This is a genomic window from Lysobacter sp. HA18 (assembly GCF_054057595.1).
The window spans coordinates 853474-867500 of the sequence record NZ_JBSRZL010000001.1 but is presented as its reverse complement, the minus strand read 5'-3'; the positions used below and the strand labels follow the sequence as shown (position 1 = coordinate 867500).

16 protein-coding genes are annotated in these 14027 nt (G+C 67.3%); 8 read left to right on the top strand and 8 right to left on the bottom strand.

The annotated features are described in order from the left end of the window. Nucleotides 1–359: 359 nt before the first annotated feature. The gene (locus ACVWWW_RS04285; protein ID WP_027083732.1) at nt 360–806 is read left to right on the top strand and encodes a DUF192 domain-containing protein; all 447 of its coding nucleotides are present in this window, start codon (nt 360–362) and stop codon (nt 804–806) included. A gap of 4 nt (nt 807–810) precedes the next feature. Here ACVWWW_RS04285 and ACVWWW_RS04280 read toward each other — a convergent pair whose 3' ends face one another. Continuing rightward, on the bottom strand, nt 811–1002 hold the full coding sequence (locus ACVWWW_RS04280) for a rubredoxin (RefSeq protein ID WP_027083733.1): 192 nt from the start codon (nt 1000–1002) through the stop codon (nt 811–813). Between the two features lie 61 nt (nt 1003–1063). On the opposite strand from ACVWWW_RS04280, the gene thiE reads away from it, so the two are divergent. Genes thiE through ACVWWW_RS04265 form a run of 3 tightly spaced genes read left to right on the top strand, consistent with a single transcriptional unit; the run spans nt 1064 to nt 3596 of the window. Next, nucleotides 1064–1705, top strand: a complete 642-nt coding sequence (gene thiE / locus ACVWWW_RS04275; protein ID WP_027083734.1) for a thiamine phosphate synthase — start codon at nt 1064–1066, stop codon at nt 1703–1705. Then, nucleotides 1702–2985: a glutamate-1-semialdehyde 2,1-aminomutase gene (gene hemL / locus ACVWWW_RS04270; RefSeq protein ID WP_027083735.1), complete on the top strand. Its 1284-nt coding sequence runs from the start codon at nt 1702–1704 to the stop codon at nt 2983–2985. Before thiE ends, hemL begins: the two co-directional genes overlap by 4 nt. Beyond that, complete coding sequence (locus ACVWWW_RS04265) at nt 2982–3596, top strand: HAD-IA family hydrolase (RefSeq protein ID WP_027083736.1); 615 nt, start codon at nt 2982–2984, stop codon at nt 3594–3596. The genes hemL and ACVWWW_RS04265 overlap by 4 nt, the downstream gene beginning before the upstream one ends. On the opposite strand, the gene ACVWWW_RS04260 is transcribed toward ACVWWW_RS04265, so the two are convergent. The 4 genes from ACVWWW_RS04260 to ACVWWW_RS04245 form a co-directional block, all read right to left on the bottom strand. Continuing rightward, nucleotides 3581–4816 (bottom strand): acetylornithine/succinyldiaminopimelate transaminase, encoded by a 1236-nt coding sequence (locus tag ACVWWW_RS04260; protein WP_027083737.1) that lies wholly within the window; start codon nt 4814–4816, stop codon nt 3581–3583. The genes ACVWWW_RS04265 and ACVWWW_RS04260 overlap by 16 nt on opposite strands. A gap of 114 nt (nt 4817–4930) precedes the next feature. Then, a complete protein-coding gene (locus tag ACVWWW_RS04255) occupies nt 4931–5350 on the bottom strand; it encodes a VOC family protein (protein ID WP_027083738.1) in 420 nt (139 codons plus the stop codon). A 10-nt stretch (nt 5351–5360) separates the two neighbouring features. Further along, nucleotides 5361–6176: an SDR family oxidoreductase gene (locus tag ACVWWW_RS04250; protein ID WP_027083739.1), complete on the bottom strand. Its 816-nt coding sequence runs from the start codon at nt 6174–6176 to the stop codon at nt 5361–5363. Nucleotides 6177–6198: 22 nt separating this feature from the next. Then, on the bottom strand, nt 6199–6873 hold the full coding sequence (locus tag ACVWWW_RS04245; RefSeq protein ID WP_051235496.1) for a serine/threonine protein kinase: 675 nt from the start codon (nt 6871–6873) through the stop codon (nt 6199–6201). A 70-nt stretch (nt 6874–6943) separates the two neighbouring features. Here ACVWWW_RS04245 and ACVWWW_RS04240 point away from each other — a divergent pair, with 70 nt between their 5' ends. Further along, nucleotides 6944–8929 (top strand): bifunctional DedA family/phosphatase PAP2 family protein, encoded by a 1986-nt coding sequence (locus ACVWWW_RS04240; protein ID WP_027083741.1) that lies wholly within the window; start codon nt 6944–6946, stop codon nt 8927–8929. A gap of 15 nt (nt 8930–8944) precedes the next feature. Here the strand turns inward: ACVWWW_RS04240 and mpl are convergent, their stop codons facing one another. The 3 genes from mpl to ACVWWW_RS04225 are packed head-to-tail and all read right to left on the bottom strand — an operon-like array spanning nt 8945 to nt 11361. Further along, nucleotides 8945–10342: a UDP-N-acetylmuramate:L-alanyl-gamma-D-glutamyl-meso-diaminopimelate ligase gene (mpl, locus tag ACVWWW_RS04235; protein ID WP_027083742.1), complete on the bottom strand. Its 1398-nt coding sequence runs from the start codon at nt 10340–10342 to the stop codon at nt 8945–8947. 40 nt (nt 10343–10382) lie between these two features. Beyond that, nucleotides 10383–10763, bottom strand: a complete 381-nt coding sequence (locus ACVWWW_RS04230; RefSeq protein WP_027083743.1) for a lysozyme inhibitor LprI family protein — start codon at nt 10761–10763, stop codon at nt 10383–10385. Nucleotides 10764–10782: 19 nt separating this feature from the next. Next, nucleotides 10783–11361 (bottom strand): adenylate kinase, encoded by a 579-nt coding sequence (locus tag ACVWWW_RS04225; protein ID WP_027083744.1) that lies wholly within the window; start codon nt 11359–11361, stop codon nt 10783–10785. Between the two features lie 112 nt (nt 11362–11473). Between ACVWWW_RS04225 and ACVWWW_RS04220 the strand changes: the two genes are divergently transcribed. The 3 genes from ACVWWW_RS04220 to ACVWWW_RS04210 are packed head-to-tail and all read left to right on the top strand — an operon-like array spanning nt 11474 to nt 13964. Further along, nucleotides 11474–12727: a 6-phosphofructokinase gene (locus tag ACVWWW_RS04220; protein ID WP_027083745.1), complete on the top strand. Its 1254-nt coding sequence runs from the start codon at nt 11474–11476 to the stop codon at nt 12725–12727. Between the two features lie 60 nt (nt 12728–12787). Next, a complete protein-coding gene (locus ACVWWW_RS04215; protein WP_027083746.1) occupies nt 12788–13417 on the top strand; it encodes a carboxypeptidase-like regulatory domain-containing protein in 630 nt (209 codons plus the stop codon). Nucleotides 13418–13433: 16 nt separating this feature from the next. Beyond that, on the top strand, nt 13434–13964 hold the full coding sequence (locus ACVWWW_RS04210; protein ID WP_155914428.1) for a hypothetical protein: 531 nt from the start codon (nt 13434–13436) through the stop codon (nt 13962–13964). Nucleotides 13965–14027 lie beyond the last annotated feature (63 nt).

Sequence of the window (14027 nt, the reverse complement as noted above, 5' to 3'; positions counted from 1 at the left end):
TGGACAGTCATCCACCACCAGACGCCCGCACAAGTCACCTGCGCACACTGTCAAAGATCAGAAGACTTCGGCCTCAGCGCCTCGTCTTTTCAACCCCTCGAACCGACTTCAGTCCGTCCGAGTGAGCCGCCCATTTTAGGGCAGTTTCGATCACTGTCAACACCCTGTGATCGAAGTTTTTTGCTTCGTTTCAGGTCCGGCCGCGGTCGCGGTGCGTTCCCTTCAACGGGGCGCGCATTGTGCACAGCGCCTCGACGTTTGGGAAGAGGCAATTTGCGGTTGCGCGCTACTTGTTCATCGACACTTGACCGTGGCGCGCGCGTACCGGAACGTCGTCCGCACTTTTCGGAGGGGATGCCATGAACAAGGGATGGGTGCTCGCGCTCGCACTGCTGCTGGTGACCGGTTGCGCGAGCGGCCGTGATACGTGGGTCGAACTTTCGGGCAAGCGCTATGCGGTGGAGCTTGCGAACACGGAAGAGAGCCGCGAACGCGGACTCATGTTCCGTGACGAGATGGCCGCCGACCACGGCATGCTCTTCCTGCATGACCGAGAGGAGCCGCTCGCGTACTGGATGAAGAACACCAAGATCCCGCTGGACATCCTGTACTTCGACACCGGCCGCAAGCTCGTATCGCAGCAGCGCGACGTCCCACCCTGCACGCTGGGTGATGCATGCCCGCCTTACCCGAGCGGTACGCCCGCTCGCTACGTGCTGGAACTCAACGCCGGCCAAGCCGAACAGCTGAAGCTCCAGAACGGTGCCGAACTCAAGTTGGGACCCGGCATCACGCCCCTCAAGTAAGCGATCAGACTTCGGTCATCTCGAAGTCATCCTTGGTGACGCCGCAGTCCGGGCACGTCCAAGTGTCCGGCACGTCGTCCCAGCGCGTGCCGGGTGCAATGCCTTCTTCCGGCAGCCCGGCCGCCTCGTCGTAGATGAAGCCGCAGACGACGCACATCCAGGTGCGGAACGGGGCGTTTTCTGCGGGCATCGACATGGGGGGATAATGCGTGGATTGCGGGCGCGCATTGTCCCACCCGCCACACTTCGCGGAAAGCATGTCTCCCACCCTGCCGCTGTGGCCGCGTCGCGGCCTGTATGCGATCACGCCGGACGAAGCCGACACCGGGCGGCTCGTCGCTCGCGTGGCGCCTGTGCTCGATGCCGGCGCGACGGTCTTGCAGTACCGGAACAAGCAGGCTGACGACGCGCTGCGTCGCGAGCAGGCGCTTGCACTGCAGCCGCTGTGCCATGCGCGCGGCGTGCCACTGATCATCAACGATGACTGGCGCCTCGCCTTGCGCATCGGCGCGAATGGCGCGCATCTAGGCGGCGACGATGGCGACGTGCAGGAAGCGCGGCGCGCGCTCGGCGACACCGCGATCATCGGCGCGTCCTGTTACGACAGCCTCGACCGTGCGCGCGACGCCGCGAATGCTGGCGCGAGCTACATCGCGTTCGGAGCATTCTTCCCGTCCGGTACCAAGCCGGACGCACGCCGCGCAACACCCGATCTTCTTCGCGACAGTGCGGACCTCAGGCTGCCGCGCGTCGCGATCGGCGGCATCACGGCCGCGAACGCGCGCATCCTCATCGCCGCGGGCGCTGATCTCATCGCCGTAATCGGCGGCCTCTTCGATTCGCCCGGCCCGCGCGCCGCTACGCGCGCCTACATCGACTGCTTCAAGGATCCCGCATGAACCACACCACGTCCGAGCGACTGTTCGCCCGCGCCTCCGAGCTGCTTCCGGGCGGCGTGAACTCGCCCGTACGCGCGTTCCGGTCCGTCGGCGGCACGCCGTTCTTCGCGCAGCGCGCCGAAGGTGCGTATCTGCATGACGTCGACGGCAATCGCTATGTCGACTACGTGGGTTCGTGGGGTCCGATGATCGCGGGCCACGCGCACCCGCGCGTGCTGGACGCAGTGGAACGCACCATGCGCAACGGCCTGAGTTTCGGCGTGCCGAATCCGCTGGAGGTCGACATGGCGGAAGCAATCACGCGCATCGTGCCGAGCTGCGAGATGGTGCGCATGGTGAACTCCGGCACCGAAGCGACGCTGTCGGCGATCCGCCTCGCGCGCGGCGCCACCGGCCGCACGCGCATCGTCAAGTTCGAAGGCTGCTATCACGGGCACGGCGACAGCTTCCTCGTGAAAGCCGGCAGCGGCGTCATGACGCTGGGGCTGCCAAATTCGCCGGGCGTTCCGGCGGCGCTCGCCGACCTCACGCTGACGTTGCCCTATAACGACTTCGGCGCGGCGACCGCGCTGTTCGACAGCACCGGGGACGAAATCGCCGCGCTGATCATCGAACCCATCGTCGGCAACGCGAACTGCATCCTGCCGCGCGACGGGTACCTGCAGCACCTGCGCGAGCTGTGCACGAAGCACGGCACGCTGTTGATTTTCGATGAAGTGATGACGGGCTTCCGCGTCGCGCTCGGTGGCGCGCAGCAGCGTTACGGAATCACGCCGGATCTGTCGACGTTCGGCAAGATCATTGGGGGCGGCATGCCAGTGGGTGCGTATGGCGGACGTCGCGACCTGCTGCAGCAGATCGCGCCGGCGGGCCCGATCTACCAGGCCGGCACGCTGAGCGGCAATCCGGTGGCGATGGCAGCTGGCCTTGCGACGCTGGAACTGATCGAAGCGCCGGGCTTCCACGACGCCCTCGAGCGCTCAACGCATGCACTGTGCGACGGGCTCGAGGCTGCAGCGCGTGATGCGGGCATCGCGTTCCACACCACGCGTGCGCCGGGCATGTTCGGCCTGTATTTCCGCGAAGGACCCGTCGAGACGTTCGAAGACGCGAAGGCGTCCGACACCGCGCGCTTCACTCGTTTCTTCCACGCGATGCTGGAGCGCGGCGTGTATCTCGCACCGTCCGCATTCGAAGCCGGTTTCATGTCGAGCGCGCATGGTGACGCGGAGATCGCGCACACGATCGCCGCCGCACGCGAGGCGTTCGTCGAACTGTGAGGACGACGCCGTCGCTGGTTCTGTTCGACCTCGACGGCGTGCTTGCCACGTATGACCGCGCCACTCGGGTGGCGCATCTCGCAAATTCCTTGAGCGTGCGCGTCGATGCGGTGTGGTCGGCGCTGTTCGACAGTGGGCTCGAGGATCGTTTCGATGCGGGCGAGATTGGCGCGGATGCGTATCTCCTCGAGCTCGGTGAGGGACTCGGCGCGCGCGTGGACCGGAAACTCTGGGCGGCTGCGCGATGCGCCGCGATGGATGTCGATGACACGCTTCCCGCGCTTCTTTCCACCGCCCGCGAGCATGCCGACATCGCGGTGCTGACCAACAACGGTGAACTGCTGGTCGAACTGCTGCCGCAGATCGCACCGTCGCTGGCCGCCGCATTCCGCGATCGCGTGCTCTGCAGCGGCCGCTTCGGCCTCCGCAAACCCGAAGAACACGTTTATCTCGAAGCCGTTCGGGTGCTCGGCCATGCACCGGAATCGACGCTGTTCCTCGACAACTCGGTCGCGAACGTCGAAGGTGCGCGACGCGCGGGCTTGCAGGCCGCGCGCGTCGCGACGCCGAGCGACCTTGCCGCCGTTCTGGCGAATTACGGACTCGGCTGAGGCGCCACGAAGTCCTGCAGCGCGGCGCGCAGGCGCGTCAGACCTTCCGCGACGTCGGCATCGCTGATGTTGAGCGCAGGAACGAAACGCAGCACATCCGGCCCCGCCTGCAGCAGCAAAAGCCCGTGGCCAACGCAGCGGTCGAGGATCTCGGCGGCGCGTCCGGCGAACGCGGCTCGCAGCTGCGCGCCGATCATCAGTCCGCGGCCGCGCACGTCGTCGAACAGACCGAACTCCTGATCGAACGACGCGAGCGCGTCGCGAATCGCAGCTGCCTGCTTCGCGACATTGCCGAGCACCGCATCCGACGACAGCTCGCGCAATGCCGCCAGCGCGACCGACGCCGCAAGCGGATTGCCGCCGAACGTCGTGCCGTGCGAGCCGAACTGCAGCGTGTCGGCCGCGTTCGGGCCTGCGAGCATCGCGCCGATCGGAAAGCCACTGCCCAGTGCCTTGGCGAGCGTCACTGCGTCCGGGCGCACGCCGTAGTCCTGCCAGGCGAACAGGCGGCCGGTGCGCCCCATGCCGCACTGGATCTCGTCGAACATCAGCAGCGCGCCGTGCGTATCGCATAGCTCGCGCAGCGCGGCGAGGAATTCGGGCGTCGCCGGCATGACGCCGCCCTCGCCCTGCACCGGCTCGACCAGCACTGCGCAGACGTCGCCTGCCGCCATCGCCTGACGCGCGGCGTCGATGTCGTTGAAGCGCGCGTAGCGGAAGCCCGGCGGCAGCGGTTCGAAACCTTCGTGGTACTTGGGCTGCGCGGTCGCGGTGACGGTGGTCAGCGTGCGGCCGTGGAAGCTGCCTTCGAAGGTGAGGATAGTGCGGCGCGACGGCTCGCGGCCCTGCGACGTCGCCCAGCGACGCGCGAGCTTGATCGCGGCTTCGTTCGCTTCCGCGCCGGAATTGCACAGGAACACACGCTCGGCGAAACCCGACGCCTCGACCAGCGCTTCCGCCAACCGCAGCGGCGGCTCCGACACGAAGACGTTGCTGGTATGCCAGAGCTTGCCCGCCTGTGCGGTCAGCGCTTCGATCAGCGCGGGATGCGCATGGCCGAGTGCGTTGACCGCGATGCCCGCGCCGAAGTCGACGTATTCGCGACCTTCGCGATCCCAGACGCGCGCGCCGCGGCCGTGGTCGAGCACGATGCGGCGCGGACGGTAGACGGGGACGTAGTAGCGATCGGCCAGGCCGAGCAGCGAATCGGAATCGGACATCGGTATCGACTTCGGAACGCCCACTCGGCGCAGCGGCATTGTCGTCGATCGCAACCGGCGGTGACGCGACGCAGCGCGCGGTCCGCCGCTACATGGCGTCCCGCAGGACGCGCATCACCAGACGCCGGTATTCGCCATCGACGCCCACGGCTCCTGCGGCGCGAGGCGCTCGCCGCGCTGCAGCAACTCGACCGAGATCAGGTCCGGCGAACGCACGAACGCCATATGGCCGTCTCGCGGCGGGCGGTTGATCGTGTAGCCCATCGACAGCAGGTGCGCGCAGGTCGCGTAGATGTCCTCGACGGCGAACGCGAGGTGGCCGAAGTTACGCGCCGTGCCGTAGTCCTCGTCGTCGTAGTTCCAGGTCAGCTCGATCTCCGATTCCGGGTTCTCCGGCGCGCCGAGGTAGACCAGCGTGAAGCGGCCCTGCGGATTGTCGCGACGGCGGTTTTCGACGAGGCCGAGGCCGTCGCACCAGAAGCGCAGCGAGGCGTCGAGATCGCGGACGCGGACCATGGCGTGCAGGTACTTCATCGGCGGCACCTCAGAGGAACAGGTCGGGCAGGAGCGGTTGCGAAGGATCGACGGCGTAGCGTGCGAAATCGGTGACGCCGGCTTCGCGCAGCACCTCTTCGTCGATGAAGAAGCGGCCGGTGGCCTCGCGCGCCGGCCGCGTCAGGATCGCGTGCGCGGCGTCGGCGACGATCTCGGGACGACGGCACTTCGCGGCGTCGACGCCGGGAATCATGTTGATCGCATCGGTCGCGATGATGGTCTTCGGCCACAGCGCGTTGATCGCGACGCCCTGCTCGTGGAACTCGGCCGCGAGGCCGAGCGTCACGAAGCTCATGCCCATCTTCGCCAGCGTGTAGGCGGCATGCGGGCCCCACCATTTCGGGTCGAGGCTGGGCGGCGGCGCGAGCGTGAGCACGTGCGGATCCGGCGATTGCAGCAGTTGCGGCAGGCAGGCCTGGGTGACGAGGAACGTGCCGCGCGCGTTGACCTGCTGCATCAGGTCGAAACGCTTCATCGGCGTGTCGAGCGCGCCGCGCAGCCAGATCGCGCTGGCGTTGTTGATGAGGATGTCGATTCCGCCGAACGTGTCGGCAGTGGCGGCAACCGCCGCGCGCACCTCGTCCTCTTCGCGGATGTCGCATTGCAGGGCGAGCGGCTGACCACCGGCCTTCGCGACTTCCTCGGCGACGGTGTGGATCGTGCCGGGCAGCTTGGGATTGGGGACGTTCGATTTGGCGACGATGGCGACGTTGGCGCCATCGGCCGCTGCGCGCAGTGCGATCGCGCGGCCGATGCCGCGGGAGGCGCCGGTGATGAAGACGGTCTTGCCGGAAAGGGTGCTCATCGATGCGTCCGTGGTCGGTGGCTCAGGGCTTGGGCCCCTGCCCTTCGTTGTCCTCCCAGCGCAGGATGCGCCGGGTAATGAAGCGGTAGGCGTGTTTGCCGGTCGCGAACCAGAACTCGCGCACCCACGAGCGGCGCTTGAGCACGCGGCGCTCGGTGGGCGTCAGCGCGTCCGGGCAGTACGTGCGCTTGTGCTTGAGCAGGTGACGCAGGTCTTCGCGCGCGAGCAGGCGAATCCACTTCGATCGCGCGTGGCCGCGGCTGGCGAGCTGGAAGTCGATGACCGCCGGCGACCCGTCGTCGAGCACCAGCCAGTTCGCTTCCTTCGCAAGATCGTTGTGCGCGAGACCGCGACGGTGCAGCCGCTGCAGCAGGCGGTGCGCGTCGCGGAAATAGGCGACGTCGCCACGTGGCGGGCGCTGGTACATCGCGGCGCCGCTCATGTAGCTGCGATCGAGCCGTCGTCCGTCCCAACGCAGCAGCTGCGGCACGGCGTCGAGCCCGCGCACCGCCTCGAGCCCGCGCGCTTCGCGGCGCGCCAGCCACCACGCAGGCAGGCGCAACCACAGCGGCACGTGCGCGAGGTCGCGACGCACGAACACGCGCTCGCCGTCGCGCATGAGCGCGATGCGGCCGAAGCTGTCGGCCTTGAGCGCCTCGATTTCGATCGGCGCGACGGTGGGCGATGCGGCATCCATCGTGCGAAGTGTACGGGTCGCATCGACGCTGCCGCTTCCGATACAGCGGCTGCTGGCGATAATCGGGTCGATGACATCCGCCTGGCTCGCGTCCGCCACCGCCTGGATCAGCGCACATCCGCTCGCCGCGGGCGCGCTGATCTTCCTCGTCGCGTTCTGCGATGCGGTGATCGTGCTCGGCATCGTGGTGCCGGCGATGCCGCTGCTGTTCGCGGTTGGCACGCTGATCGGGCTGGGCCACGTCAACGGGCCGTACGCCGTGGCGAGCGCGTCGCTGGGCGCGTTCATCGGTGACGGCATGAGTTACTGGATCGGGCGACGCTGGGGGCCGCAGCTGCGCACGCGTGGGCCGTTCGCGCGCTGGCCGCAATGGCTGGAACGCGGCGAGGCGATGTTCCGTCGCCATGGCACCAAGAGCGTCTTCATCGCGCGGTTCGTCGGCGCGGTGCGGCCGTTCGTGCCGGCGATCGCGGGGATGCTGCATGTTCCGACGCTGCGTTACCTCGTGCCGAGTGCCGTTGCATGCGTGGGCTGGGCAGTCGCATTTCTCGCGCCGGGCTGGGCGCTGGGGGCGTCGTACGAGGCGGTGGAAGCGGTCGCGGATCGGCTTGCGCTGGTTCTCGGCGCGCTGCTGGTCGCGGTCGCGGTCGCCTGGACCGTCGTGCTGTACACGTGGCGGTGGTTCGCCGGGCATGCCGACTCGCTGCTCGCGCGGCTGCTGTCGTGGTCGCGGCGCCATCCGTTGTTCGAGCGATACGCGATCGCACTGGTGGACCCGAACCGGCCCGAATCGCCGTCGCTGCTGATGCTGGCTGTGTGCCTGCTCGCGATCAGCTGGGTGTGGTTCTCGCTGGTCGCGCTGCTGCTCGCGAACGGTGGCCCGCTCGGCATCGACTACCGCGTGCACGAGATGATGATGTCGCTGCGCAATCCGCTGGCCGACCAGTTGATGGCCGGGCTCGCGAGCCTCGGCGATGCGCAGGTGCTCGGTCCCGCCGCGGCGGTCGCGCTGGTCTATCTGGTATGGCGACGCCGCTGGATGGCCGCGGCGCACTGGCTCGCCGCGGTGGTGTTCGGCCTTGCGCTGACCGCAATGCTCGAAGCAGTGGTCGACATGCCGCGCCCGCCCACCGCGCCGCCCGGCTTCGGGTTCCCGTCGGTCGCGGTGACGATGATGACCGTGGTGCTCGGCTTCTTCGCGGTGCTGATCTCGCGCGAATTGCCGGGCCGACGCCGCGTCTGGCCCTACCTGCTCGCAGGCGTGCTGACGACGCTGGTCGGCTTCGCGCGGCTGTACCTCGGCGCGCACTGGACCAGCGACATCGTCGGCGGCACGGTGTTCGGCATCGTCTGGCTGCTGGTGCTCGGGCTCGCCTACCGGCGCCACGTCGCGCGCTCGTTCTGGATGCGCCCGCTGGCGACGCTGTTCTACGTCGCATTGCTGGCCGGCGCGCTGTGGCATGCGCCGCGTGCATCGGCGCCGCTGCTCGCGCGCTTCACGCCGCCCGAGGCGACGCTGGTGCTCGACGCGAACGCATGGTGGACGACCGATTGGCGACAGCTGCCCGCCGCACGCGAGGATGCGGGCGGTCTCGGTGGCTGGCCGTTCAACGTGCAGGTCGCGGGCGATGTCGCGCCGGTGCGCCGCACGCTCGAATCGCGCGGTTGGCGCGTGCAGCCGCAGGCGGACTGGAAAGCCGTGCTCGGCCTGCTCGACGACGACATTTCGCCGCAACGTCAGCCCGTGTTGCCAGCCAGCTTCGGCGCACGCGCCGAGACGTTGCTCATGGTCCACGACGGCGCGCGTTTCGACGAACGCTTCGTGCTTCGGCTGTGGCGCGCGCCGGCGGTGTTGGGTGACGGCACGCCGCTGTGGATCGGCACCGCGCAGCGACTGGTGCTGACGCGACCGTTCGATGCACTCGCGCTCTGGCGGCCGCAGCGGTTCACGCCGACCGATGCGCAACTCACGTTCAATGCGCTTGGCGCGCTGCCATCGCAAACGCAGGACGCGGGCGACGGCACGTCGGTACTGCGGATCCGCACGACGCGCTGAGCGTCGTCGCAGTAATCAACCCGCGGACAGTACGCCTTCGGCACGCAGCAGCTCGACGAAGCGACGCGGCGCACCGTCGAAACCGCCGTTCGACATGAACACCACGTGGTCGCCGGGATGCACGCGGCTGTGCAGTTCGCGCATCAACGTGTCGACGTCGGGAACCGTCAGGCCGTCGCCGCGCAACGCGCCGACCACCTTGGTCGCATCCCACGGCAGTTCCGGCCGATGCAGGAACACCACGATGTCGGCCTGCGCCAGCGACGGTGCAAGCGCATCGGAATGCGCACCGAGGCGCATCGAATTGCTGCGCGGCTCCATCGCCACCGCGATGCGTGCATCGCCGACCTTGCTGCGCAGGCCTTCGAGCGTGGTTTCGATCGCGGTCGGGTGATGGGCGAAGTCGTCGTACACCGCGAGGTCGCCGACGATGCCCACAACCTCCATGCGGCGCTTCACGCTCTTGAAGCGCGCGAGGGACGGAATCACCTTGCGCGGCTCGACCCCAACCGCATGCACAGCGGCGAGCGCAGCCAGCGCATTCATCACGTTGTGCCGGCCAAGCAGCGACCAGTGCACCTCGCCCTGCTCCTTGCCTTTGTGCAGCACGACGAACTTCGAGCCGTCGGGTTCGGTGAGTCGCGCCGTCCAGTCGAAGGGCTTCGCACTGACGTCGGCATCGGCCAGGCCGAAGGTTTCGACCGGCGTCCAGCAGCCCATCTCCAGCACTTCGGAAATGCGCGCGTCCTCGCCATTGACGATCAGGCGGCCGCGGCGCGGAACGGTGCGTACGAGGTGGTGGAACTGGCGCTGGATCGCCGCGACGTCGGGAAAGATGTCGGCGTGGTCGAACTCGAGGTTGTTGAGGATCGCAACCGTCGGCCGGTAGTGCACGAACTTGCTGCGCTTGTCGAAGAACGCGGTGTCGTACTCGTCCGCTTCGACGACGAATTCCTTGCCGGTGCCGATGCGCGCCGACACACCGAAATCCTCGGCGACGCCACCGATCAGAAAGCCTGGATCGCGATGCGCGGCTTCGAGCAGGAACGCGAGGATGGTGGTCGTCGTGGTCTTGCCGTGCGTACCGGCGACGGCGAGCGTCTCGCGTCCCGGCAGCACGTTCTCGGCGAGCCACTGCGCGCCCGAGGTGTAATCCATCTGCGTGTCAAGCACATGCTCGACCGCGGTATTGCCGCGCGAAAGCGCGTTGCCGACAACCACTTGGTCGCAGTCGGCGTCGATCCATTCGGGCGAGTAGCCCTGCGCGAGCTGGATGCCGAGCTGTTCGAGCTGCGTCGACATCGGCGGATAGATCGCCTGGTCGGTGCCCTGCACGTCGTGGCCGAGCTCGCGTGCGAGCGCGGCGACGCCGCCCATGAACGTGCCCGCGATGCCGAGGATATGAAGCTTCATAGGGAATCCGTCATGCGGTCCCCGGCGACGCGGGGACGGGTCAAGGCGTGGCGAGTCGGCTGTTGCGGCAGCCCGAGCTCACGCATTCGCGCACACGATCCTGCAGGAAGCGTGTGCGCTCGATCGTGGTGCGCGTGGCGCAGTCGAGGTCGACGTAGAAGCCGTCGCCCTTGCGCATCGAGCACTGCTCGTTGCGCTGGCGCATCCACGCGAGCTGGCCGTCCTTCAACGCGGTGTGGCCGGCGGCGTCGAGCTTGCCGTTGAGCGCCTTGTACGCCGTGTTGAGATCGGTGTCGGCCTGCTGGTAGACCTTGTTGAGGCAGTACAGCCCGTCGAAATCGTTGTTGACGCGGTCGCAGGCCGAGTTCGCGAACGCGGTGCCGGACACGGCGAACAGTGCGAGGGCGATGAATCCTTTCATGTGCATCTCCTTGGGAAAATCAGCCGACTTCCTTCACCGGCGCGATCGTCTCGACGATGCGGGTGAACACGTCGTCCAGCGAGCCCACGCCGTCCACGACCTTGAGCTGGCCATGCTGGCGGTAGTACTCGACGACCGGCGCGGTCGAGTCGTTGTAGATCTGCAGGCGCTTGCGCACCGATTCGGGGCTGTCGTCGGCACGGCCTTCGGCCTTGGCGCGGCCGGCGATGCGCTCGACCAGCAGCTCGGTCGGCACGTCGAGGCAGACCGCGTGGTCCATCGGCTGGCCGATGCGCTGCAGCAGCGTGCCCATGGCGTCGGCCTGCACGAGGTTGCGGGGGTAGCCGTCGAGGATGAAACCGCCGCGGGTGTCGGGACGCGAGAAGCGGTCCTCGAGCATGCCGAGCAGGATGCCGTCGCTGACGAGCTCGCCGCGCGCCATGATTTCCTTGGCTTCCAGACCGAGCGGGCTGCCGGCGGCGACTTCCGCGCGCAGCAGGTCGCCGGTGGAGATGTGCGGTACCTGCAGGTGCTCCCTGAGCCTCGCGGCCTGCGTGCCCTTGCCCGAGCCCGGGGCTCCCAGAAGTACCAATCGCATTCGTCGCTCCTGATGGATCTCCGACCTGTTCGCAGCCGCTCCACGCGGGGCGACGCCAATGCCGGCATGATGTCGGCAGCTTACCGCATACCGTCCCGAATCCTCGACACCCATGGCCGCCGGAACCCTGCTCTACGCCCAGTCGGGCGGCGTCACCGCCGTCATCAACGCCACCGCCTCGGCCGTCATCCAGGCCGGCCGCCAGCACGGCGTGCGCGTGCTCGCCGGCCGCAACGGGATCCTCGGGGTGCTGCGCGAGGAACTGGTCGACACGACCCCGTTGTCGGCGTCTACGGTGAAGGCGCTGGCCCATACGCCGGGCGGCGCGTTCGGGTCCTGCCGCTACAAGCTGAAGTCGCTGGACGCCGACCGCGCGAAATACGAGCGGCTGATCGACGTGTTCCGCGCCCACGACGTGCGCTGGTTCCTCTACAACGGCGGCAACGATTCGGCCGACACCGCGCTCAAGGTGTCGCAGCTGGCCGGGGAGTTCGGTTATCCGCTGACCTGCGTCGGCGTGCCGAAGACGGTCGACAACGACGTCGCGGTGACCGACACCTGCCCCGGCTTCGGCTCGGCCGCGAAGTACACCGCGGTGTCGGTGCGCGAAGCCGCGCTCGACGTCGCCGCGATGGCCGATACGTCGACCAAGGTGTTCGTCTATGAGGCGATGGGGCGGCATGCGGGCTGGCTCGCTGCCGCCGGCGGACTCGCAGGTCGCGGGCCGGACGACGCGCCGCATCTCATCCTGTTTCCCGAGCGCGCGTTCGATGAAGCCGCGTTCCTGTCGAAGGTGCGCGAGGTCGTCGAGCGCGTTGGGTTCTGCGTCGTCGTCGCTAGCGAAGGCATCCGCACCGCGGATGGCACGTTCGTCGCCGATGCGGGCGCGGGCAAGGACGCGTTCGGGCACACGCAGCTCGGCGGCGTCGCGTCGCATCTCGCCGCGCGCGTCAAAGACACGCTGGGCTACAAGGTGCACTGGACGCTGCCCGATTACATGCAACGCTCGGCGCGGCACCTCGCATCGGAAACGGATCTCAAGCAGGCGCTCGCCGTCGGCCGCGCGGCCGTCGATTACGCGATGAAAGGCCGCAACGCGGTGATGCCGGTGATCGTGCGCATGAAGGATCGCCCGTATCGATGGACCGTCGCGCCGGCCGCGTTGTCGGACATCGCGAACCACGAACGCACGATGCCTGACGACTTCATTCGCGACGATGGCTACGGCATCACCGATGTCGCGCGTCGATACCTTGAACCGCTGATCCGCGGCGAAGCGCCACCGCCGTACGGGCGCAACGGGATACCGAAGTACGTGCAGGTGGATCTCTCTCTCGTGCCGCCACGCCTTTCCGCGTTCCCATAACGCGCTGCTAGACTTCCGAGACCGCGCTTGCTGCGCGGGCCTACTCTCGACAAGGACGCCATGAACACTGCAAGGATCGCGGTTGCTGCCGCGCTGTTGACGATGTGCGCCGTGGGCACGGCATCGGCCCAACGCATCTATTCTCGCTCACGCCATGACACGGTCGAGCACCGTGACGGGCTCTTCGATACCGCCGAGGCAGAGAGACTACTGGAGCCGGGCACAGGCAGCCTCAGCGGCGTACTGATGCTCGCGTCCAAGCCCGGGCTACTCGCGCGAAAGCAGGTGGTGTACGCCGACCGCGAACTCGTCACGCTGTTTCCGATGACCACGTATCTGAAGAGTTGGCTCGATAAGTACCAGACCGACATGGTGATCGGAATGACATTCATGTCGGATGATGCGGCGCGTTACACCGCACGCGTGATAACCGACAAAAACGGTCGCTTCGAGATCCGCGGTCTTCAACCGGGCCGCTACCTCCTGCACGCATCCGTACCGTATTCGGTGGATGGAGTGCGACGCGAAGAGACAGGTAAGCGCCAATACAACATCGACTACTGGAACGGAACCGCGACATCGAGCCCGATCTACAACGAAACCGCGATCAAGATGGATCTCGAGCACTACGTCAACATGGTCGTTGACGTACAAGCCGGAAAGCCCACAGTTCTCGACGCCATCAAGTAACGACAAGGAAGTCGATATGAACCGCCACAACTGCCTAACCCGAGCACTTCCCGCCGTCCTTTTTGTTCTCGGCACCGTCGCCGCGCTACCTGCATTCGCTCGCGAGGGCTGTACGCAAGGCCCACGCTGTTGGTACGTAATCTTTGGCACGGGCGATACACCGAAACGTGACCTGTTCCTTGCCCGGCGCGTGGGCGCACAAGACGGCGATGAGCGACGCGTCGCCGTGACGCAGGTGTTCGAAACGCCTTCGCCTAGCGACTACGTGACCTACTCGATTGCCATCCGTTGCGGGACGCGACAGATAAAGGTGGAGCGGATGTTAGCGGCTGCCACCAACAGCCAATTCATGACGAAGGACAACGTCCTTGATTGGCGAGCGGCGCCGCAGAGCTGGATCCAACGTGCAGTCGAGTTCGCCTGTGACCCGGCGGCCCAGTCTTCGCCCGAGCGACTACAGATGAGCTTCTTTTCCGAGATCTACCGGGATGTCGATGCGGCCGCGCTCGCCCGGCAGGCGTTCTGGCAGGAGATGCTATATCGCTGACACGGACAGCCGATGTGCTGCGTAGCCGCCAAATGCGGTGGCTGACGACCCGCGTCTACTAGC

Excerpts from the sequence above, each read along its gene's own strand:
- ACVWWW_RS04285 (WP_027083732.1), top strand. The coding sequence starts at position 360 with ATGAACAAGGGATGGGTGCTCGCGCTCGCACTGCTGCTGGTGACCGGT.
- ACVWWW_RS04280 (WP_027083733.1), bottom strand. The coding sequence starts at position 1,002 with ATGTCGATGCCCGCAGAAAACGCCCCGTTCCGCACCTGGATGTGCGTC.
- thiE (WP_027083734.1), top strand. The coding sequence starts at position 1,064 with ATGTCTCCCACCCTGCCGCTGTGGCCGCGTCGCGGCCTGTATGCGATC.
- hemL (WP_027083735.1), top strand. The coding sequence starts at position 1,702 with ATGAACCACACCACGTCCGAGCGACTGTTCGCCCGCGCCTCCGAGCTG.
- ACVWWW_RS04260 (WP_027083737.1), bottom strand. The coding sequence starts at position 4,816 with ATGTCCGATTCCGATTCGCTGCTCGGCCTGGCCGATCGCTACTACGTC.
- ACVWWW_RS04255 (WP_027083738.1), bottom strand. The coding sequence starts at position 5,350 with ATGAAGTACCTGCACGCCATGGTCCGCGTCCGCGATCTCGACGCCTCG.
- ACVWWW_RS04250 (WP_027083739.1), bottom strand. The coding sequence starts at position 6,176 with ATGAGCACCCTTTCCGGCAAGACCGTCTTCATCACCGGCGCCTCCCGC.
- ACVWWW_RS04245 (WP_051235496.1), bottom strand. The coding sequence starts at position 6,873 with ATGGATGCCGCATCGCCCACCGTCGCGCCGATCGAAATCGAGGCGCTC.
- ACVWWW_RS04240 (WP_027083741.1), top strand. The coding sequence starts at position 6,944 with ATGACATCCGCCTGGCTCGCGTCCGCCACCGCCTGGATCAGCGCACAT.
- mpl (WP_027083742.1), bottom strand. The coding sequence starts at position 10,342 with ATGAAGCTTCATATCCTCGGCATCGCGGGCACGTTCATGGGCGGCGTC.
- ACVWWW_RS04230 (WP_027083743.1), bottom strand. The coding sequence starts at position 10,763 with ATGAAAGGATTCATCGCCCTCGCACTGTTCGCCGTGTCCGGCACCGCG.
- ACVWWW_RS04225 (WP_027083744.1), bottom strand. The coding sequence starts at position 11,361 with ATGCGATTGGTACTTCTGGGAGCCCCGGGCTCGGGCAAGGGCACGCAG.
- ACVWWW_RS04220 (WP_027083745.1), top strand. The coding sequence starts at position 11,474 with ATGGCCGCCGGAACCCTGCTCTACGCCCAGTCGGGCGGCGTCACCGCC.
- ACVWWW_RS04215 (WP_027083746.1), top strand. The coding sequence starts at position 12,788 with ATGAACACTGCAAGGATCGCGGTTGCTGCCGCGCTGTTGACGATGTGC.
- ACVWWW_RS04210 (WP_155914428.1), top strand. The coding sequence starts at position 13,434 with ATGAACCGCCACAACTGCCTAACCCGAGCACTTCCCGCCGTCCTTTTT.